Source organism: Pseudooceanicola antarcticus (assembly GCF_900215355.1).
In the GTDB taxonomy this organism is placed as follows: Bacteria; Pseudomonadota; Alphaproteobacteria; order Rhodobacterales; family Rhodobacteraceae; genus Pseudooceanicola; species Pseudooceanicola antarcticus.
The window spans coordinates 24450-42794 of the sequence record NZ_OBEA01000002.1; the positions used below are offsets into that span (position 1 = coordinate 24450).

Genomic DNA, 18345 nt, shown 5'->3' on the forward strand with positions numbered 1-18345 from the left:
CCTGGCGTCTCAGCCCGCGTCCTTGTAGCTGATCTCGCGCGCGTCGGTGCCGGTCTTCTCGCGGCGCACGATGAGGCGGTTCAGCGCGTGGATATAGGCCTTCACCGAGGCCACCACGGTATCGGTATCGGCGTTGGAGCCGGTGACGATCCGCCCCTCCTCGTTCAGCCGGACCGAAACGGTGGCCTGGGCATCGGTGCCCTTGGTCACGGCCGAAACCTGGTAGAGCTCGAGCTTGGCGTCATGCGGGAAGATCTCCTTCACCGCGTTGAAGGCCGCATCGACCGGGCCGTCGCCGGTGGTCTTGGCGGTCTTCTCGACGCCATCCACGGTCATCGTCATCTCGGCGGACTGGCCGCCGGTGCCGCAGACCACGACAAGATCCTTCAGCTGCAGGCTGTCCGGGGTGGCATCGTCCGAAACCCGCACCAGCGCGAGGATGTCGTCGTCGTAGACCTCCTTCTTGCGGTCGGCCAGGTCCTTGAACCGCACGAAGATGTCCTTGAGCTGGTTGTCTCCCACCTCGACGCCCAGCTGGCGCAGCTTGTCGCGCAGTGCGGCCCGGCCCGAGTGCTTGCCCATCACCAGGTTGGTGGCGGCAAGCCCCACGTCCTCGGGGCGCATGATCTCGAAGGTCTCGGCGTTCTTGAGCATCCCATCCTGGTGGATGCCGCTCTCATGCGCGAAGGCGTTCTTGCCGACGATGGCCTTGTTGAACTGCACCGGGAAGCCCGAGACAGCGGCCACGCGGCGCGAGATGTTCATCAGCTTGGTCGACTCGACGCCGGTCGTGTAGGGCATGATGTCGTGACGCACCTTGAGCGCCATCACCACTTCTTCCAGCGCCGTGTTGCCGGCACGCTCGCCCAGGCCGTTGATGGTGCATTCCACCTGGCGCGCGCCCGCTTCCACGGCGGCCAGCGAGTTGGCCGTCGCCATGCCGAGGTCGTTGTGGCAATGGGTGGCGAAGATGATCTCGTCGGCGCCCGGCACCCGCTCCAGCAACATGCGGATCAGCTCGGCGCTTTCCTTGGGCGCGGTATAGCCCACGGTGTCGGGAATGTTGATGGTGGTGGCACCGGCCTTGATGGCGATCTCCACCACGCGGCAAAGGTAATCATGCTCGGTCCGGGTGGCATCCATCGGCGACCACTGCACGTTGTCGCAGAGGTTGCGGGCATGGGTCACCGTCTCGTGAATGCGATCGGCCATCTCGTCCATCGAGAGGTTGGGAATGGCGCGGTGCAGCGGCGAGGTGCCGATAAAGGTATGGATGCGCGGGGATTTGGCGTGTTTCACGGCCTCCCAGCAGCGGTCGATATCCTTGAAGTTGGCGCGGCTCAGACCGCAGATCGTGGCGCTCTTGGACAGCTGCGCGATCTCGCTGACGGCACGGAAGTCACCCTCCGAGGCAATCGGGAAACCGGCCTCGATGATATCCACGCCCATCTCGTCGAGCAGCTGGGCGATCTCCAGCTTTTCCTCGTGGGACATGGTGGCGCCGGGGCTCTGTTCGCCGTCGCGCAGGGTGGTATCGAAGATGAGGACACGACCGGGGTCGGCGGGCACGATATTGGAAGTCATTGGAATCTCTCTTTCATTCTCCTGAGGCCTTGGCGCGATAGGCATCCTCTGAGCAGCTCGCGCCGAAACGGCACGCTCAGAGGCGAATTAGGAGAAGCAGGCCGGCAACACGAAGAGCGCCCGGAAGCGGGCGCGCAGCGTCAAGGATATGGGCCTGGGTCATCATGGGGACTTCCTTAGCGGAAGAGCCGGGGGCTTGCCAAGCCAAAATCCCCGCGAGGGGCGGCAGATTGCTTGAGAGATCAGAAAGCCCGAGAGCCGCAAGGCGGTCCCGGCGCGGGGCCGGCCCGCCAATCGCGGCCTACTTTGGCCCCAGGCGGGCCCGAGGGATGCCAGCGAGGCGGACGCCCGCCACACCGGGAAGAACCCGGCATCATCACCAGGCTGAAAGTACTCCGGGGGAGTCTCCGCAGGAGACGGGGGCAGAGCCCCCACCTCCCGCGGTGAACGCGCGCCGGTCAGGCGATCTCGGTGACCAGCTCGTCCAGGGGCTTGCGGATCTTCTTCATCGGCAGCAGCCAGTCGGCATCGGCCTGGCGATAGCCCAGGGGCAGGGTCAGCACCGCGTGCAGGCCCTTTTCCTTCAGGCCGAGGATCTCGTCGAAGCGATCGGCGTCAAAGCCCTCCATCGGGGTGCTGTCGACTTCCAGTTCGGCGGCCACGGCCAGGGCGAAGCCCAGGGCGATATAGGCCTGGCGCGCGGCGTGGTCGTGGTTGGTGCCGGCGTCGCGGGGCAGGTACATGGATTTCAGCTTGGTATAATAGTCGCGCAGGCCGGCGTTCTCACCGCGCTCGGCGATGTTGTGGTCCAGCACGGCGTCCAGGCGCTCTTCCGAGTAATTGTCCCAGGCGGCGAAAACCAGCACGTGGGAGCCGTCGGTCAGCTGCGACTGGTCGTAGGCCGCTTCACGCAGCTGGGCGCGGATCTCGGGGTTCTTCACCACGAAGAGCTCGAAGGGCTGCACGCCCGACGAGGTCGGCGCCATCTGGATGGCCTCGACGATCTGGGCGACCTTGTCCTCGGACACGGGGCGCGAGGGGTCCATTTTCTTGGTGGCATAGCGCCAGGAGAGTTTCTCGTTCAGCATTGTCTTGTTCCTTGAATCTGCTTTGGCACCCGATTTGACAATTGAACTGCCGAGTTCAAGTTTCCCCCGAGAAACCGCTGTCCCGGACGGCTCCCTTTAACCAATTGAAATAGATTGAAAAATCGCAAGATCGCGCGCCATCGCACAGTATCTTGTGCGCGAAAACCACCTCGAAACGCAGGTTTTTCACGCGCCTTCCGCAGGGGAAAGGTCGCCTCCGGGGGCATCGAGCCCCCGAAGGCGACGGGGCCCGGCCAGCGTTGCACATGGGGCAGAGAGCCGGGCAGGGCCCCATCAAATGGAGCGGCCGTAGCGCCGGCAGGGCGGCCGCGCGGGCCCTGACCTCAGTCCTGCCGCGAGGCCCGGATGATCTCGCAGGCGCGGGCCACCGCATCCTCGATCGACATCTCGGAGGTATCCAGCAGCACCGCATCCACGGCGGGCCGCAGCGGCGCGGTGGCGCGGGCCTGGTCGCGGGCGTCGCGTTCGCGCAGGTCGGCCAGCACTGCCTCGGGCGAGGTGGTGGCCCCTTTCGACACCAGCTCGCGCCAGCGCCGGTTGGCACGGATATTGTCCGAGGCGGTGACATAGAGCTTCACCTCGGCCTCGGGGCAGATCACCGTGCCGATGTCGCGCCCGTCCAGCACCGCGCCGCCCTGGCGGCGGGCGAAGGCGCGCTGGAAATCGACCAGCGCCGCGCGCACCTCGGGAATGGCGGCCACCTCGGAGGCAGCGCGGGCCACGTCGGCACTGCGCAGGTCCTCGCGCTCCAGGTCCTCGGGACGCAGCGCCTCGGCGGCCTCGATGGGGGACATGCCCTCCAGCCGCCTGGCCCCGGTGGCGCGGTAAAGCAGCCCGGTGTCCAGATGCGCCAGGCCGAAGATCCGCGCGACCTCCTTCGAGATCGTGCCCTTGCCCGCCGCGGCGGGGCCGTCGATGGCGATGGTGAAGCTCATGTCGCTCTCCCGATGGTGGATTTCCGTTCTAGCGGGGATGCGGGCATGAGGCCAGAGGGGGCGTCAGCGCTCGGTCGAAGGGCGCGGGTGCCGCAGGCGACGCACCCCCGCACGGACCAGCAGCGCGGTCATCAGCAGGGCCGAGACGGTGACCGACAGGGTCTTGATCACGGTCGCGGCCTGCAGGGCCTGCAGCAGCGCGTGGCTGGGCCCTTCGGCTGTCAGCGCAAGCCGCACCATCAGGTTTTCAGCGTAATCGGCCAGCAAGCCGCTGGCCACGGGGATCAGCGCCAGGTTCAGCCAGCGGCCCGCCAGCTGCGCCCGGAACCCCGCCGCGAAGGCCCCGGCCAGCAGGGCCGGATAGAACAGGTCCAGCAGGTGCTGTGGCCCGAGGTAGAGCGCGCGCTGATCGTCGGACAGCAGTGCCACGTAACCGAGGGCTTCGCGCAGCGGATAGCCAAGGGGCCGCATGTCGAAGGGCGGCATGGTGGCCGCGTAGAGATGCGGGATGGTCCAGATGTGCATGGCGACGAAGAGCGCCGCCGATGCCGCAAGCAGGATCCAGAACTGCCGCATCAGTCGGTTTCGAGCGTGGCGCCCAGCCCGGTCATCAGCGGGACGAAGATCGGGAAGGAGGTCGAGATCGGCCCCGAGTCGTCGATGCCCACGGGCTCTTTCGTCGACAGGCCAAGGCACATGAAGGACATGGCGATGCGGTGATCGAGGAAGGTCTCGCAGGTGAAACCACCGGGGACATTGCCGGGGCCCATGCCCTCGACGGCCCACCAGTCCTCGCCCTCTTCGACGCTCACGCCATTGCCGCGCAGCCCGCGCGCCATGGCGTCGATCCGGTCGCTTTCCTTGACCCGCAGCTCCTTGACGCCGGTCATCTCGGTGCGGCCCGTGGCATTGGCGGCGACGACCGACAGCACCGGGTATTCGTCGATCATCGAGGCGGCGCGGGCGGGCGGCACGGAAATGCCCTTCATGTCGGGCGAGTAGCGGGCGCGCAGGTCGGCGACGGGCTCACCACCCTCTTCGCGCAGGTTCTCGTAGGTCAGGTCGGCGCCCATCTCCTGCAACGTGGTGAAGAGACCGGCGCGGGTGGGGTTGAGGCCGATGTTGGGCACCAGCACGTCCGAGCCGGGCGTGATCAGTGCGGCGCAGACCGGGAAGGCGGCCGAGGACGGGTCACGCGGCACCACGATGGTCTGCGGCTTCAGCTCGGGCTGGCCCTTGAGGGTGATGACGCGGCCCTCTTCGGTGACCTCGGTGCTGATCTCGGCACCGAAGCCCGCAAGCATGCGCTCGGTATGGTCGCGGGTGGCTTCCTTCTCGATCACCACGGTCTCGCCGGGGGTGTTGAGACCGGCCAGCAGTACGGCGGATTTCACCTGGGCCGAGGGGACGGGGGTCTCGTAGCGCACCGGCACGGGGTTTTCCGCGCCGACCAGGGTCAGCGGCAAGCGGCCGCCCGAACGTCCGACGGCACGGGTTCCGAAGAGCGCCAGCGGATCGGTGACCCGCGCCATGGGGCGCGAGTTCAGCGAGGCATCGCCGGTGAAGGTGACAGAGATCGGGCAGGTCGCCACGGCGCCCATGATCAGCCGCACGCCGGTGCCGGAATTGCCGCAGTCGATGACGTGATCGGGCTCGGCGAAACCACCCGTTCCCACGCCATGGACCCGCCAGTTGCCGTCGCCGAGGTTCTCGACCGTGGCGCCGAAGCTCTGCATGGCCTTCGCGGTGTCCAGCACGTCCTGGCCTTCCAGCAGGCCCGAGATATTGGTCTCTCCCACCGCCATGGCGCCGAAGATCAGCGCGCGGTGGCTGATGGACTTGTCGCCGGGCACATGGGCCTCGCCCTTGAGGGGGCCTTTGGCATGGGACTTCATCGGGACGGGGGCGCCGTGGGACGACATGACTTCTCCTCGCGTGTTGCGCGGATCTGATAGCGCAAGCGGCAGGCGGGGTCACGTGCAAAGGCAGGCGGGCAAAGGCGAAGTGCCGGAAGGGGGCTAGAAGGGAACCGGCAGCCCGTGCTGGTCGTAGAAGCCGCCACTGTCATCCGGGGTCAGGCCCGCCAGGACATGAAGCAGCCGCCGCGCGGCCTCCGGCGCAGAGACGGCGGGATGCCGCGTGAGGTATCGGCGCGTCAGGCCGGTCTCCACGGTGCCCGGATGCAGGGCGACGCAGATCGCCTGCGGATGGCTGCGCGCCAGCTCGATGGCGCCGCAGCGGATCACCTGGTTCAGCGCGGCCTTGGCGGCCCGGTAGGAGGTCCAGCCGCCCAGCCTGTTGTCCCCGATGGACCCGACACGGGCAGAGAGCGCCGCAAAGCGCGCTGGCCTGTCCCTTGGCAGCAGGCGCAGGGCATGTTTCAGCACCAGCGCCGGGCCGATGCAATTGACCGCGAACTGCACCGCCATGGCCTCGGGCGTGAGCTGGCGCAGCGACTTCTCGGGCCCCTGCCCATTGATCTCGAGCGCCCCGCTGGCGCAGAAGACAAGGTCGAAACCGGGCGAGAGCTGCCCCAGGTGATGGGCCACCGAGGCCTCGTCGGTGATATCCAGCCCATCTTCGCGCCGCGACAACGTGGTAACCTGCACGCGCTCTTCCTGCAGCGCGGCCACCAGGGCCGCGCCGATCCCGCCGGAAGCGCCGATGATCAGGGCACGTGTCATGAAGTCTCTACGCATCGGACAGCCGGCAGGTTCACTTTTCGGGCGCGCGCCCTCGGGGGCTTCGAGCCCCCCTCGGCCGCCGGGGGCTGCGCCCCCGTAGGGCGCCCTCCTTCGGACCGGGGCACTTGGACCCTAGGCAGATCGCGCCCCGGTGCCTCGCTGGCCCTCCCCAATCGCATCACCAGGCTGGAAATACTCCGGGGGACTCCGCGTCAGCGGAGGGGGGCAGAGCCCCCGCGCCGCCTCGTGCCAGGGGCAGGCGTTGCCGTTTGAGTATTTTCAGCCTGGTGATGACATGGGCGCAGCGCCCGGATCTCAGAGCGAGAGCTTCTTGAAGAGCGGCTCGGGGATGGCGCGGATAATGGCCATGATCAGCCGCCAGACGGGGCGGGTGTAGATCACGTTGCGCCGCCGCGTGACCGCGCGCACCACGGCCGCGCCCAGCTCTTCGGGCTGGGCGGTGAGCGGCGCGGGCAGGTCCAGGCCTTCGGTCATCGCGGTCGCGACGAAGCCCGGCTTGACGGTCAGCACATGCACGCCCTCGCCCGCCAGGCGATTGCGCAACCCGGCCAGGTAGGCGGTGAAACCCGCCTTCGCCGCGCCGTAGATGTAGTTCGAGCCGCGCCCGCGATCGCCAGCGACAGAGGAGATACCGACGATCACCCCCTCGCCCTCGGCGGCAAAGAGGTTCGCCACATGGCCCAGCACCGAGGCCGGCCCCTCGAAATTGCTGCGGATGACGCGGGTGGCGGCCTCCATGTCGCGCTCGTCCTCCTGCTGGTCGCCCAGCAGACCCACGGCGCAGACCACCACGCCGGGGCGGGGCTCGAGCCCCGTCACGAAAGCCGCGTGGGTCTCCAGCGCCAGGGCGTCGAATTCATGCAGGCTGACCTCGACCCGGTGGCGCAGCGAGAGGTCCTTGCCCTGCAGCTCAAGCCCCTGCGCGTTGCGGGCGGCCAGCATGATCGGGTGGCCTTCGGCGGCAAAGGCATGGGCGATGGCCAGCCCGATATCACTGCGGCCGCCAAGGATCAGGACGGGGTCTTTCATGAAGGTCTCCGGGGGTCAGAGTTGCAGGCGGCGTGATTGGGCAGAGGCAAAGCGACTGTCCCAGCCTTCGGCCCGGCGTGTTTCGGACAGGGTGGTCAGGCGGGGATCGGCGGCATGCAGGGTCTGCGCCTTGAGGCGCGAATCCTTGGCCAGGTAGAAGCGCCCGCCGTGATCGAGGGTGATCCGGTCGAGCCGGTCGAGCAGGGCCAGGGCGGTGGGCGTGACGGGGAAGTCCAGCGCCAGCGTGTAGCCTTCCATCGGGAAGCTATGCGCCGTGGTGTCGGGGCCGAGGCGTTTCAGCACTGCCAGGAAAGAGCCCTGTCCGGCCTCGGATATCGCGGCCAGAAGCGTCTCGAGGCCCGCCCGCGCCCCGGCCAGCGGCAGCACGCATTGAAACTGCGCAAAGCCGCGCCGCCCGTAGATGCGGTTCCAGTTGGCGATGGCGTCGAGCGGGTAGAAGTAGCTGTCCCAGTCGACCAGCGAGGGCCCGGCCTTGCGCGCCCCGGCGCGGTAGTAGAGCCCGTTGAAGGCACGCAGCGTATAGCGGTTGAGCGCCAGGCCCGGCGCATCCAGCGGCACGTTGAGGCGGCGCTTCTCGGGTGTCACGAAGGGCCGGGCGCGGCGGCGCGGTTCCAGCTGCTCCAGCCGGGCGTGATCGCCCAGCATCACCAGCGAGCGGCCAAGCGTCTCGCCCTGGCCCAGGCAGTCGAACCAGGCCACCGAATAGGTGGGGCCATCCGCATCGGCGGCGGCTTCCTCGAAGATCGCCATGGCTTCGGCCAGGTCACGGGCCGGGCGCATGTCCTGGGCGATCCAGCCGGTTTCCACGGGGCGCAGGTAGAGGCCCGCGCGCAGGATCACGCCCGTCAGCCCCATGCCGCCGATGGTCTGCTGGAAGAGGCCCGAGTTGCTGGCCTTCGTGCAGCGCAGCACCTCTCCTTCCGCCGTCATGATCTCGATCCAGGCCAGGTGGTGCCCGAAAGAGCCGTCGCGCAGGTGGTTCTTGCCATGCACGTCCGAGGCAATGGCCCCGCCAAGCGTCACCAGCTTGGTGCCCGGCGTGACGAAGGGAAAGAAGCCAAGCGGCAGGAAGGCGGCGATCAGGTCGCCCAGAAGCACCCCGGCTTCGGCCTCGACGAGGCCGGTCTCGGGATCGAAGCCCAGGATGTGGCGGAAGCCGGTCATGTCCAGCACCTGCCCCTCGGAGAGGGCGGAATCGCCATAGCTGCGGCCATTGCCACGGGCGATCAGCGGCCCCCTTGCCATGGCTTCGGCCACGGCCACCTCGCTGCGCGGGCGCGAGAGGGTCTCGGGCGTGATGCGGGGATAGCGGCCCCAGCCTGACAACGGGCGGCTCATGCCGGTGCGGTCCGGAAGGTGAAGCGCCGGTCGAGGCGGTATTTCACCACGTAGCCGATGGCCAGGCCCAGCACGGCGCCGGCCTCGCGGGCGAAATCGGTCTGCCATGTCATCCAGGCCAGGGTCTCGAAGCCCCAGAAGATCGCCGTCGTCACCAGCCCCATGGCGGTATAGAGGCCGAACTTGCGCGAATGGGCGCGGGCGCCGGTCTCGCGGTCCTCGAAGATCCAGCGCTTGTCGAGCAGGTACTTCAGCACCAGCCCCACCCCGGTCCCCACCAGGACGGCCAGGGCAAAACCTGCATCCCCGAGCAGCGCCAGCACGAGGCGTTGCGCGGCCAGGTTGGCCAGGATGGCCAGGACGGCGAAGGCGGTATAGAGCGCGGCAAGGCGCATTCAGAAGCTCCCGGCGGTGAAGAGACCCAGGATCAGGACCATGCAGACCTGGCTGGTGCGGTCGCGCAGGGCGAAGACCACCGGGTCATCATGCATCTCTCCGCGATGGGTAAGCAAGACGCAGCGCGACAGCCAGTAGAGCAGCACGCCGCAGGCCCCCCAAAGCGCCTGGGGCGTGGCATAAAGGCCCTGCACCGCCTCGCTTTCCACGTAAAGCGCCATCACCAGCACCGAGAGGTAGCCCGAGGCCACGGCCATCATCGAGACAAGCATCAGGTCCTCGGTGCGGTAGCCCCGCCCGGCGGCGGCCTCGCGCCCGCTGGCCTGGTTGTCGACCAGCTCGGCCTGGCGCTTTACCGCGGCCAGAGAGAAGAAGAGGAAGATGGTGAAGGCCAGAAGCCAGGCGGAAAGCTCGATCCCCGTGGCGGCGCCCCCGGCGACCACGCGCATGGCGTAGAGCGCGGCCAGGGTGCAGATGTCGAGGATGGCCAGCCGCTTCAGGCGGAAGGAATATGCCGTGGTCAGCGCGTAATAGAGTGCCATGACCGCAAGGAAGACCGGGCCCAGGGTCAGCGCAAGGGCAAAGCCCGCCAGCACCAGCCCCGGCGCAAGCCAGAACCCGGTGCGCAGCGGCAGCGCGCCCGATGCGAAGGGCCGGTGGCGCTTGCGCGGGTGGGCGCGGTCGGCGGCCAGGTCCAGAAGGTCGTTCAGCACATAGACCGAAGAGGCCACCAGGCTGAAGGCGACGAAGGCCACGAGGCTTTGCAGGAAGGTCGAAAGCTCCAGCGCATGGGCGGCCAGCATGGGCAGGAAGATCAGCAGGTTCTTCAGCCATTGATGCGGCCGCAGCGCGCGCAGCAGCGGCGGCAGGCGGTGGCCGGTCTCGGGCGGGGCTGTCTCCATGTGCAGGATCTGCGCCGGGGTCGCCTCGGCCTTCCTGCGCAGGGCCTGCGGGGCGGCGACGGTGATGCCGCGCTCGACGCTCTGCCAGACTGCCAGGTCGGCGGCGCTGTCGCCCACGTAGGTGACCTGCGCCCCGTAATGCTCGAGGATGAAGGCGGCCTTGGCGGCGCCTTTCAGGTTCTGCCCGGCCGTCGAGCCATGCACGGCGTCGAAGAGGCCCAGGTGGTCGGCGATGGCGCGGGCGATGCGCTCGTCCGAGGCGGTGACCAGGGCGCAGCGCCCCCCGGCGGCACGCCAGCTTTCCAGAAGCTCCAGCACCGGGGCGCGGTAGGGCAGCACCTCGGGGGCGACGGTGGTAAGCCCGGCCAGCTGCGCCTTGAGGCCCGAGCGCCCGCCCGAAGCCAGCGCCCTGGCAGCACCAAGCGGCGCCAGCGGGTTGTGCGCCGAGGCGGCCCAGAAGCTTTCATCCAGCATGTCCGAGGCGATCAGCGTGCCGTCGAGATCGCAAAGCAGCCATTCGCCCTGGAGCGGCTGCGGCTGGCCCCCGCTGAATGCCGCCGCATCATCCTGCTTCATCTGCGTCCCCATGTCCTTAACGCCTCTGTCCGGGTCTGCTGCCCGCTCGTGCTTTTTCCGGTGCCCTCATCTTCCAGATGATCGCCCCGGATGCGAGGAGAATTTGCCCGCAAAATCAGGTCAGAGTGTGACCGGAAGGGGGAAAGACGCGGTTTCGGGCGGCCCCCTGCCGCGGCTATCGCAATGTGGCAAGTGAATTTATTTGCATTGCGATTTTGCTCAATGCAATATCGCCTCATTGAATTGAGACTATTTACATTGTCGACCAATTGAATTGAGGCATTGCCATGAGGTTCTTGTGTCTGCCCCTGGCGGTATTGATTCCCCTCACGCTCATGGGCTGTTCCACGTCCGGCGTCGCTCCGAAGATCACGGATTTTGCCAAGGCAACCTCGGAGGCCGCGAAGGCGGGAGAGGCCCCCGGCAGCGGGCTCAGCGTGACCGAGGCCGAGCTCCGGGATGCGCGCCGCCGCACGCTGGTCGCCCATCAGGCGATCTATCTGGGGTTCGAGGGCTCGAAATGCGAGCTGACCGCGATTGCCGCGCAATGGGATTTCAAACCGCTCTCAGAAACCTGCAAGCTTGAGCCGGTGATCCTCGACAATGGCCGCGAAACCATCGTGGCCACGCCCTTCGACACGCCCGAGGCGCAGAACGCGGCAGAGCGTATCCTTCCGGCATTGGAACGCGACCAGCCCCTGCGCCGGCGCTATGCCGCAAGCCTGCTGCTGAAGGAGCTGGGCACCTATGCCGCCGCCCTCGGCAGTCTCGCCACCAGCGACGCGCCCGAGACGGTCGCCACCGAGGTCAGCGCGTCCATCGGGTCGCTCTCGGACCTGCATGCCGCCATCGCCGCGCTCGACAAGGCCAGGGGCAAGCCCGCCCCGGCCCAGCCCGCCTACAAGACCCTGGGCAAGCTGTTGCAGAACCTGACCGCAGAGGCGCTCGAGACCCGGCGCTATGCCTTGCTGAAGTCCCTGGTCGAGGCCAACAACGATACGGTGCGGCTCGCTTCGATCCAGCTGGCCCTGATCTCTGCCGAGACGGCCAAGCTGTCGGATCTCGACAAGGCGCTGGAAGACCTGAGCTACCGCGAGGACTTCGGCAGCCTCACCTGGATGAAGGATGTCGAGGCGGCCCATGCCGCGCTCATCGCCGCCGATGCCAAGGCAGACTACCGGGCCTATTCCGATATCGGTGCGGCCCATGTGGCGATCCTGGAAAGCCTCAGGGCGCCGGCCTCGGCAGAGCAGTTGCTGGAGGCCAACAAGCGCATTCAGTCGCTGGTGAGCTCGGTCGAGAATTACAAGACGGCACGGAACTGACGCGAACCTGGGGAGGAGCCTCCATGTCACCGCCAAATGTGAAGGCCCGCGATTTCGAGCGACTGCTGAAGCTGCTTGAGGTGCTGCGGACCCATTACGACAAGATCGACCGCAAGGCGCTGATCCTGATGGTCGAATGCCGCCGGGCCGGCAGGCACGCCGAGGCGGCGCAGGTCATCGAGGTGCGGCGCGGGCTGCGCGACGCCTTTGAAACCGCCGCGGAACGGATCGCCTCCGAGCTGACGACGCCAGAGGCGCTGCGCGACACCCGGAGAGAGCTCGAGGCGGCGCGCCGCAAGGCCAATGGCTTCGTCAGGGATCTGGAAAGCACCGGCGCGACGCTCGAGAAGCTGCAGAAGGCGCTCTCGGTGATGACGGCGACGGTGGCGACGATCACCGGGATACTGACCTAGGCGCTTGCCGCCACGGGCCGGGTGCGGGGTCGGATGGAGCCGGCGCATGGGCTCCTGAATCCGCTCGGCATGGCTTTTGTCCTTGATTTGCGCGCTCCGGGGGACTATTCCCGCCCGCGTCGACAGGCGAAAACGCCGCGCAATGAAGAATCGAGCAGGGGTCGGACAAACTATCCGGCCCTCTTTGTTTTGCGGCGCCCTAAATGACCAACCCCAAGACCGGCGGAGACAACCGCTCGGCCAGCATAGTGTATACGTTAGGAACCCAGAGACCACATGGCTCAGAACACATCGATGGAGGAATTCGAAGCCCTCCTTAACGAAAGCTTCGAAATGGACACCCCCGAAGAGGGTTCGGTTGTCAAAGGCAAGGTCATCGCAGTCGAAGCGGGCCAGGCCATCATCGACGTCGGCTACAAGATGGAAGGCCGCGTTGATCTGAAAGAATTCGCAAATCCCGGCGAGGCTCCCGAGATCACCGTTGGTGACGAAGTGGAAGTCTTCCTGCGTTCCGCAGAGAACGCCCGTGGCGAAGCCGTCATCTCGCGCGAGATGGCCCGCCGCGAAGAAGCCTGGGATCGCCTGGAGAAGGCATATGCCGACGACGCTCGCGTCGAAGGTGCCATCTTCGGCCGCGTCAAGGGTGGCTTCACCGTCGATCTCGGCGGCGCAGTGGCCTTCCTGCCCGGCTCCCAGGTTGACGTCCGCCCCGTGCGTGACGCTGGCCCGCTGATGGGGCTCAAGCAGCCCTTCCAGATCCTGAAGATGGACCGCCGCCGCGGTAACATCGTGGTGTCGCGTCGCGCGATCCTGGAAGAATCCCGTGCCGAGCAGCGCGCCGAAGTCATCGCCAACCTCTCCGAAGGTCAGGCTGTTGACGGCGTGGTCAAGAACATCACCGAGTACGGCGCATTCGTCGACCTGGGCGGTGTGGACGGCCTGCTGCACGTCACCGACATGGCATGGCGCCGTGTGAACCACCCCTCCGAGATCCTGTCGATCGGCGAGACCGTGAAGGTCCAGGTCATCAAGATCAACAAGGAAACCCACCGTATCTCCCTCGGCATGAAGCAGCTGCAGGAAGACCCGTGGGATCTGGTGGCCGCCAAGTACCCGCTCTCCTCGGTCCACACCGGCCGCGTCACGAACATCACCGACTACGGTGCATTCGTGGAACTGGAGCCCGGCGTCGAAGGCCTGGTTCACGTGTCCGAAATGTCCTGGACCAAGAAGAACGTGCACCCCGGCAAGATCGTCTCGACCTCCCAGGAAGTCGAAGTCATGGTGCTGGAAATCGACGCCGCCAAGCGTCGCGTTTCGCTGGGTCTCAAGCAGACCATGCGCAACCCGTGGGAAGTCTTCTCCGAGACCCACCCCGAGGGCACCGTTGTCGAAGGCGAAGTCAAGAACATCACCGAGTTCGGTCTGTTCGTTGGCCTGCCCGGCGACATCGACGGCATGGTTCACCTCTCCGACCTGTCGTGGGACGAGCGCGGTGAAGACGCCATCCAGAACTACCGCAAGGGCGACATGGTCCAGGCGGTTGTCTCGGAAGTCGACATCGACAAGGAGCGTATCTCGCTCTCGATCAAGAACGTCGGCGGCGACAAGTTCGCTGAAGCCGTTGGTGGCGTGAAGCGCGGTTCCATCGTGACCGTCGAAGTCACCGCCATCGAAGACGGCGGCGTCGAAGTGGAATACGAAGGCATGAAGTCCTTCATCCGCCGCTCCGACCTGTCGCGTGATCGTGCAGAGCAGCGCCCCGAGCGTTTCTCGGTCGGTGACAAGATCGACGTGCGCGTGACCAACGTGGACAGCAAGACCCGTCGTCTGGGCCTGTCCATCAAGGCGCGCGAGATCGCGGAAGAGAAAGAGGCCGTCGAACAGTACGGTTCCTCCGACTCCGGCGCATCGCTCGGCGATATCCTCGGTGCAGCGCTCAAGGGCGACAACGAGTGATAGCTGCGGCGGGCCCCGGTCCGCGCAGCACGTCAGGAACATCGAAAGGGCCTCGCAATCGCGGGGCCCTTTTGCCATGGGGCGCGCCGTGAAAGGTCAGGGCTATTGCTCCATAGTGCTTGCGAATCAACTCCTTGGCCGCAGCGCAGCAAAGTGATGAATTCCGCGCCAAGCCCGCCACGAGGGGGCAAAAGGCGGCGGGGATTTCCGCCGTCGGGCCTGTTTTTGTCGGAATTCGGGGTCAGAGCGACATTTGGGGATGTTCCCGAGAGGGCAGAAAGCTCTTATATTCCCGGAACATGGTGTCATCAGCAGACCAGTGCCGGGGAGACAGAACAATATGATCCGCTCTGAATTGATCCAGAAGATCGCCGACGAGAACCCGCATCTTTACCAGCGCGACGTCGAGCGGATCGTGAACACGATCTTCGAGGAAATCACCGAGGCCATGGCCAAGGGCAACCGGGTCGAGCTGCGCGGTTTCGGCGCCTTCTCGGTGAAGAAGCGCGAGGCCCGCACCGGGCGCAACCCGCGCACCGGCGCCGCGGTGGATGTCGAAGAGAAACACGTCCCCTTCTTCAAGACCGGCAAGCTGCTGCGAGACCGGCTGAACGGTAACGACTGATGAAATATATTCGCTACGCCATCCTGGCGGCCATCGCCGTGGTGCTGATCTCGGTGGCGCTCGCCAACCGGCAGATCGTCGAGCTGGCGCTCCTGCCCGAGGGGCTGGCCGAGATCGCCGGAATGAACTTCTCCGTTAGCCTGCCGCTCTACATGGTGATCTTCGCCGGTATCGGCCTCGGGCTGCTGATCGGCTTCCTCTGGGAGTGGCGGCGCGAGCACAAGCACCGCGTCGAGATGCGCCGGCAATCGCGCGAGGCCCACAAGCTGAAGCGCGAAGTGAAGAAGCTGAAGGGCGAGAAGCACGGACAGGACGACGTCCTGGCACTGCTGGACTGACCAGATGCCCGTTCTTGTACAGCCAAACCGCGCGCCCCGGCGCCGCGTGAAGATCTGCGGTCTGAAGACGCCCGAGGATATCGCCGTGGTGGCGCGCTCGGGCGCGGTCTACGCCGGCCTCGTCTTCTTTCCCAAGAGCCCGCGCAATATCGACATTCCCACGGCCCGCGCCCTGGCGCTTGAGGCCCCGGTGGGGCTGGCCAAGGTGGCGCTGCTGGTGAACCCCGATGATGCGCTGCTGGACGCGGTCACTGCCGAGGTGCCGCTGGACATGCTGCAGCTCCACGGGAGCGAAACCCCCGAACGCCTGTCCGAGATCCGCGCCCGCACCGGCCTGCCGGTGATGAAGGCCCTGGGTGTCGCCGACGCGGGCGACCTCTCGGCGATTGCCGATTACGAAGAGGTGGCCGACCAGCTGCTGATCGACGCCAAGCCCCCGAAGGAGGCACCGCTGCCCGGCGGCAATGGCCTGTCCTTCGACTGGCGGCTTCTCGAGGGGCGCGCGTGGAAGCGGCCCTGGATGCTGGCCGGTGGCCTGACGCCGGAGAATGTCGCCGAGGCGATCCGCCTGACGGGGGCGCAGCAGGTCGATGTCTCCAGCGGGGTCGAAAGCGCACCGGGTGTGAAGGACCCCGACAGGATCCTCGCCTTCGTCCAGTCCGCTCTCGCGGTCTGAACGAAGACCCCTGCGGGGAGCGGGGGAGGGGGCGCTGCCCCCTCTTGGTCCCGTGCCGGGCCCAATTCACCCCCGGAGTACTTTCAGCCTGGTGATGGACATGGGGCCTGTGCCCCTTATCCGTCCGACGGCGCCAAATACTCTGGCCGGAAGCATGTCGCCGCAGGCGCGATCCCTTGCCCGAGGGGCACCTTCCCGCTACATCACTCTGGACCTACAGCCCGGAAACAGGAGCTTTCCATGGACGATCTTCTCAACAGCTTCATGACCGGCCCCGACGAGAAAGGCCGTTTCGGCCTGCACGGCGGACGTTTCGTCTCCGAGACGCTGATGCCGCTGATCCTCGAACTCGAGGCCGAATACGAAAAGGCCAAGACCGACGAGGGCTTCTGGGAAGAGATGCGGGAGCTGTGGAAGAACTACGTCGGGCGGCCCAGCCCGCTCTATTTCGCGCCGCGGCTCACCGAGGAGCTGGGCGGGGCGAAGATCTACCTGAAGCGGGAAGAGCTGAACCACACCGGCGCCCACAAGATCAACAACGTGCTGGGGCAGATCCTGCTGGCGCGGCGCATGGGCAAGACCCGCATCATCGCCGAGACCGGCGCCGGCCAGCACGGCGTGGCCACCGCCACCGTCTGTGCCAAGTTCGGCCTGAAGTGCATCGTCTACATGGGCGCCACCGACGTGAAGCGCCAGGCGCCCAACGTCTTCCGCATGCGCCTGCTGGGCGCCGAGGTGGTGCCTGTCACCTCGGGCCGCGGCACCCTGAAGGATGCGATGAACGATGCCCTGCGCGACTGGGTGACCAACGTCCGCGACACCTTCTACTGCATCGGCACCGTCGCCGGCCCGCACCCCTATCCGGCCATGGTCCGTGATTTCCAGGCCATCATCGGCCAGGAGACTCGCTGGCAGCTGGAAGAGCAGGAAGGCAAGGGCCGCCTGCCCGACACCGTGGTCGCCGCCGTCGGCGGGGGCTCGAACGCCATGGGCCTGTTCCACCCCTTCCTTGATGACAAGGAGGTCGCCATCATCGGCGTCGAGGCGGGCGGCAAGGGCGTCGACGACAAGATGGAGCATTGCGCCTCGCTGACCGGCGGCCGTCCCGGCGTGCTGCATGGCAACCGCACCTACCTGCTGCAGGACGACGACGGGCAGATCCTGGAAGGCCATTCGATCTCGGCCGGTCTCGATTACCCCGGTATCGGGCCTGAGCATTCCTGGCTGCATGACATCGGCCGGGCGAAATATGTCTCGGTCACCGATTACGAGGCGCTGGAGGCCTTCCAGCTCTGCTGCCGCACCGAGGGCATCATCCCGGCGCTCGAGAGCTCCCATGCGGTGGCCCACGTGACGAAGATCGCGGGTGACCTGCCGAAGGACCATATCATCGTCATCAACCTCTCGGGGCGTGGCGACAAGGACATCTACACCGTGGCCGATCACCTCGGCTTCGACATGTCCGACACCGGCGCCGTCTCGGAAGGCCGCAAGGTCGAGTGACCCGGCAGCGCCCGGAGGTCTTCTCCGGGCCTGCCCGCTGCGAGGCGGAGGCGAGCCATGGCGCTGAAGGCGCGGTTGCAATCCCTCTACGAGGGCGAGAGCCAGGCGGCGCATCGGTTCCGCTACGGGCTGCTGGCCTTCGACCTGGTGACGGTGCTCTTCGTCATCGTCACCTCCTTCTTCCCCCATACGCCCCTGGTCGAGGGGCTGGACGTGATCTTCGGCGTGCTGATCCTGGGGGATTTCGCGGTGCGGCTGTGGATCACCCCGCGACCGGCGCGGCTGTTCCTGCGCCTGGCCACCTGGGCCGACCTGGTGGCGGTGCTGTCCTTCCTGGCGCCGATCGCCGGCGAGGGGCTGGGCTTCCTGCGCATCCTGCGCACGCTGCGGCTGCTGCATTCCTACCAGATCCTGCGCCGCCTCAGGCAGGACTTCGCGGGCTTCCGGGCGCGGGAAGAGATCGTGCTGGCGGCCACCAACCTGACGGTCTTCCTCTTCGTGATGACCGGGCTGATCTACGCCAGCCAATACGGCGTGAACCCCGAGATCCGAAACTATGCCGACGCGCTCTATTTCACCGTCACCACGCTGACCACGACTGGGTTCGGGGATATCACCCCCATGGGCTCCTGGGGGCGGATGCTGGCGGTCTTCGTGATGATCTTCGGCGTCTCGCTGTTCCTGCGCCTGCTGCAGGTGCTGTTCCGGCCGCCCAAGGTGCGCGAGACCTGCCAGAGCTGCGGGCTGGAGCTGCATGACGCCGATGCCGTGCATTGCAAGCACTGCGGCGAACTGATCCACATCCGCACCGAGGGCGAGCTGTAGGGCGGGGGTGCACCCCGCCGCGACGTCCCAATCCGCCACCTGACTGGCGCAGGAGAGCGCAAGGCGGGGTGAACCCCACCTCACGC

At 66.8% G+C, this 18345-nt stretch carries 18 protein-coding genes; 8 read left to right on the forward strand and 10 right to left on the reverse strand.

Annotated elements, in window-relative coordinates:
• Window positions 1-9: 9 nt before the first annotated feature.
• The 10 genes from CRO50_RS04660 to CRO50_RS04705 form a co-directional block, all read right to left on the reverse strand.
• Window positions 10-1584, reverse strand: a complete 1575-nt coding sequence (locus CRO50_RS04660; RefSeq protein ID WP_097144737.1) for a 2-isopropylmalate synthase — start codon at window positions 1582-1584, stop codon at window positions 10-12.
• A gap of 458 nt (window positions 1585-2042) precedes the next feature.
• A complete protein-coding gene (locus CRO50_RS04665; RefSeq protein ID WP_097144738.1) occupies window positions 2043-2672 on the reverse strand; it encodes an NAD(P)H-dependent oxidoreductase in 630 nt (209 codons plus the stop codon).
• A 344-nt stretch (window positions 2673-3016) separates the two neighbouring features.
• Complete coding sequence (locus CRO50_RS04670) at window positions 3017-3628, reverse strand: (d)CMP kinase (RefSeq protein ID WP_097144739.1); 612 nt, start codon at window positions 3626-3628, stop codon at window positions 3017-3019.
• A 63-nt stretch (window positions 3629-3691) separates the two neighbouring features.
• Window positions 3692-4204, reverse strand: a complete 513-nt coding sequence (locus tag CRO50_RS04675) for a hypothetical protein (RefSeq protein WP_097144740.1) — start codon at window positions 4202-4204, stop codon at window positions 3692-3694.
• On the reverse strand, window positions 4204-5550 hold the full coding sequence (gene aroA / locus CRO50_RS04680) for a 3-phosphoshikimate 1-carboxyvinyltransferase (RefSeq protein ID WP_097144741.1): 1347 nt from the start codon (window positions 5548-5550) through the stop codon (window positions 4204-4206). The genes CRO50_RS04675 and aroA overlap by 1 nt, the downstream gene beginning before the upstream one ends.
• Window positions 5551-5646: 96 nt before the next feature.
• Entirely contained in the window at window positions 5647-6312 is a 666-nt protein-coding gene (locus tag CRO50_RS04685) for an SDR family NAD(P)-dependent oxidoreductase (RefSeq protein ID WP_097144742.1), read from the reverse strand.
• A gap of 315 nt (window positions 6313-6627) precedes the next feature.
• Window positions 6628-7362 carry an SDR family oxidoreductase gene (locus CRO50_RS04690; RefSeq protein ID WP_097144743.1) on the reverse strand — a complete coding sequence of 245 codons (735 nt, stop codon included), beginning with the start codon at window positions 7360-7362 and terminating at the stop codon, window positions 6628-6630.
• 15 nt (window positions 7363-7377) lie between these two features.
• Window positions 7378-8721 (reverse strand): FAD-binding oxidoreductase, encoded by a 1344-nt coding sequence (locus CRO50_RS04695; RefSeq protein WP_097144744.1) that lies wholly within the window; start codon window positions 8719-8721, stop codon window positions 7378-7380.
• Window positions 8718-9116, reverse strand: a complete 399-nt coding sequence (locus tag CRO50_RS04700) for a GtrA family protein (protein ID WP_097144745.1) — start codon at window positions 9114-9116, stop codon at window positions 8718-8720. Before CRO50_RS04700 ends, CRO50_RS04695 begins: the two co-directional genes overlap by 4 nt.
• Window positions 9117-10595 carry a UbiA family prenyltransferase gene (locus tag CRO50_RS04705; RefSeq protein ID WP_097145332.1) on the reverse strand — a complete coding sequence of 493 codons (1479 nt, stop codon included), beginning with the start codon at window positions 10593-10595 and terminating at the stop codon, window positions 9117-9119.
• 335 nt (window positions 10596-10930) lie between these two features.
• Here CRO50_RS04705 and CRO50_RS04710 point away from each other — a divergent pair, with 335 nt between their 5' ends.
• From CRO50_RS04710 to CRO50_RS04745, 8 genes are all read left to right on the forward strand, one after another.
• Window positions 10931-11920 carry a hypothetical protein gene (locus CRO50_RS04710; RefSeq protein ID WP_157791740.1) on the forward strand — a complete coding sequence of 330 codons (990 nt, stop codon included), beginning with the start codon at window positions 10931-10933 and terminating at the stop codon, window positions 11918-11920.
• Window positions 11921-11943: 23 nt separating this feature from the next.
• Window positions 11944-12333 carry a hypothetical protein gene (locus tag CRO50_RS04715; RefSeq protein ID WP_143516856.1) on the forward strand — a complete coding sequence of 130 codons (390 nt, stop codon included), beginning with the start codon at window positions 11944-11946 and terminating at the stop codon, window positions 12331-12333.
• 276 nt (window positions 12334-12609) lie between these two features.
• Window positions 12610-14292, forward strand: a complete 1683-nt coding sequence (gene rpsA / locus CRO50_RS04720) for a 30S ribosomal protein S1 (protein ID WP_097144748.1) — start codon at window positions 12610-12612, stop codon at window positions 14290-14292.
• A gap of 340 nt (window positions 14293-14632) precedes the next feature.
• Entirely contained in the window at window positions 14633-14917 is a 285-nt protein-coding gene (gene ihfB / locus CRO50_RS04725) for an integration host factor subunit beta (protein WP_097144749.1), read from the forward strand.
• The gene (locus tag CRO50_RS04730) at window positions 14917-15255 is read left to right on the forward strand and encodes a LapA family protein (RefSeq protein WP_097144750.1); all 339 of its coding nucleotides are present in this window, start codon (window positions 14917-14919) and stop codon (window positions 15253-15255) included. Before ihfB ends, CRO50_RS04730 begins: the two co-directional genes overlap by 1 nt.
• A gap of 4 nt (window positions 15256-15259) precedes the next feature.
• On the forward strand, window positions 15260-15931 hold the full coding sequence (locus CRO50_RS04735) for a phosphoribosylanthranilate isomerase (protein ID WP_097144751.1): 672 nt from the start codon (window positions 15260-15262) through the stop codon (window positions 15929-15931).
• Between the two features lie 240 nt (window positions 15932-16171).
• Complete coding sequence (trpB, locus tag CRO50_RS04740; protein ID WP_097144752.1) at window positions 16172-17434, forward strand: tryptophan synthase subunit beta; 1263 nt, start codon at window positions 16172-16174, stop codon at window positions 17432-17434.
• Between the two features lie 57 nt (window positions 17435-17491).
• Complete coding sequence (locus CRO50_RS04745) at window positions 17492-18259, forward strand: potassium channel family protein (RefSeq protein ID WP_097144753.1); 768 nt, start codon at window positions 17492-17494, stop codon at window positions 18257-18259.
• Window positions 18260-18345 lie beyond the last annotated feature (86 nt).

What these genes read in the sequence shown, in the direction of transcription:
- CRO50_RS04660 (WP_097144737.1), bottom strand. Translation starts at nt 1,584, where the DNA reads ATGACTTCCAATATCGTGCCCGCCGACCCCGGTCGTGTCCTCATCTTC.
- CRO50_RS04665 (WP_097144738.1), bottom strand. Translation starts at nt 2,672, where the DNA reads ATGCTGAACGAGAAACTCTCCTGGCGCTATGCCACCAAGAAAATGGAC.
- CRO50_RS04670 (WP_097144739.1), bottom strand. Translation starts at nt 3,628, where the DNA reads ATGAGCTTCACCATCGCCATCGACGGCCCCGCCGCGGCGGGCAAGGGC.
- CRO50_RS04675 (WP_097144740.1), bottom strand. Translation starts at nt 4,204, where the DNA reads ATGCGGCAGTTCTGGATCCTGCTTGCGGCATCGGCGGCGCTCTTCGTC.
- aroA (WP_097144741.1), bottom strand. Translation starts at nt 5,550, where the DNA reads ATGTCGTCCCACGGCGCCCCCGTCCCGATGAAGTCCCATGCCAAAGGC.
- CRO50_RS04685 (WP_097144742.1), bottom strand. Translation starts at nt 6,312, where the DNA reads ATGACACGTGCCCTGATCATCGGCGCTTCCGGCGGGATCGGCGCGGCC.
- CRO50_RS04690 (WP_097144743.1), bottom strand. Translation starts at nt 7,362, where the DNA reads ATGAAAGACCCCGTCCTGATCCTTGGCGGCCGCAGTGATATCGGGCTG.
- CRO50_RS04695 (WP_097144744.1), bottom strand. Translation starts at nt 8,721, where the DNA reads ATGAGCCGCCCGTTGTCAGGCTGGGGCCGCTATCCCCGCATCACGCCC.
- CRO50_RS04700 (WP_097144745.1), bottom strand. Translation starts at nt 9,116, where the DNA reads ATGCGCCTTGCCGCGCTCTATACCGCCTTCGCCGTCCTGGCCATCCTG.
- CRO50_RS04705 (WP_097145332.1), bottom strand. Translation starts at nt 10,595, where the DNA reads ATGAAGCAGGATGATGCGGCGGCATTCAGCGGGGGCCAGCCGCAGCCG.
- CRO50_RS04710 (WP_157791740.1), top strand. Translation starts at nt 10,931, where the DNA reads ATGGGCTGTTCCACGTCCGGCGTCGCTCCGAAGATCACGGATTTTGCC.
- CRO50_RS04715 (WP_143516856.1), top strand. Translation starts at nt 11,944, where the DNA reads ATGTCACCGCCAAATGTGAAGGCCCGCGATTTCGAGCGACTGCTGAAG.
- rpsA (WP_097144748.1), top strand. Translation starts at nt 12,610, where the DNA reads ATGGCTCAGAACACATCGATGGAGGAATTCGAAGCCCTCCTTAACGAA.
- ihfB (WP_097144749.1), top strand. Translation starts at nt 14,633, where the DNA reads ATGATCCGCTCTGAATTGATCCAGAAGATCGCCGACGAGAACCCGCAT.
- CRO50_RS04730 (WP_097144750.1), top strand. Translation starts at nt 14,917, where the DNA reads ATGAAATATATTCGCTACGCCATCCTGGCGGCCATCGCCGTGGTGCTG.
- CRO50_RS04735 (WP_097144751.1), top strand. Translation starts at nt 15,260, where the DNA reads ATGCCCGTTCTTGTACAGCCAAACCGCGCGCCCCGGCGCCGCGTGAAG.
- trpB (WP_097144752.1), top strand. Translation starts at nt 16,172, where the DNA reads ATGGACGATCTTCTCAACAGCTTCATGACCGGCCCCGACGAGAAAGGC.
- CRO50_RS04745 (WP_097144753.1), top strand. Translation starts at nt 17,492, where the DNA reads ATGGCGCTGAAGGCGCGGTTGCAATCCCTCTACGAGGGCGAGAGCCAG.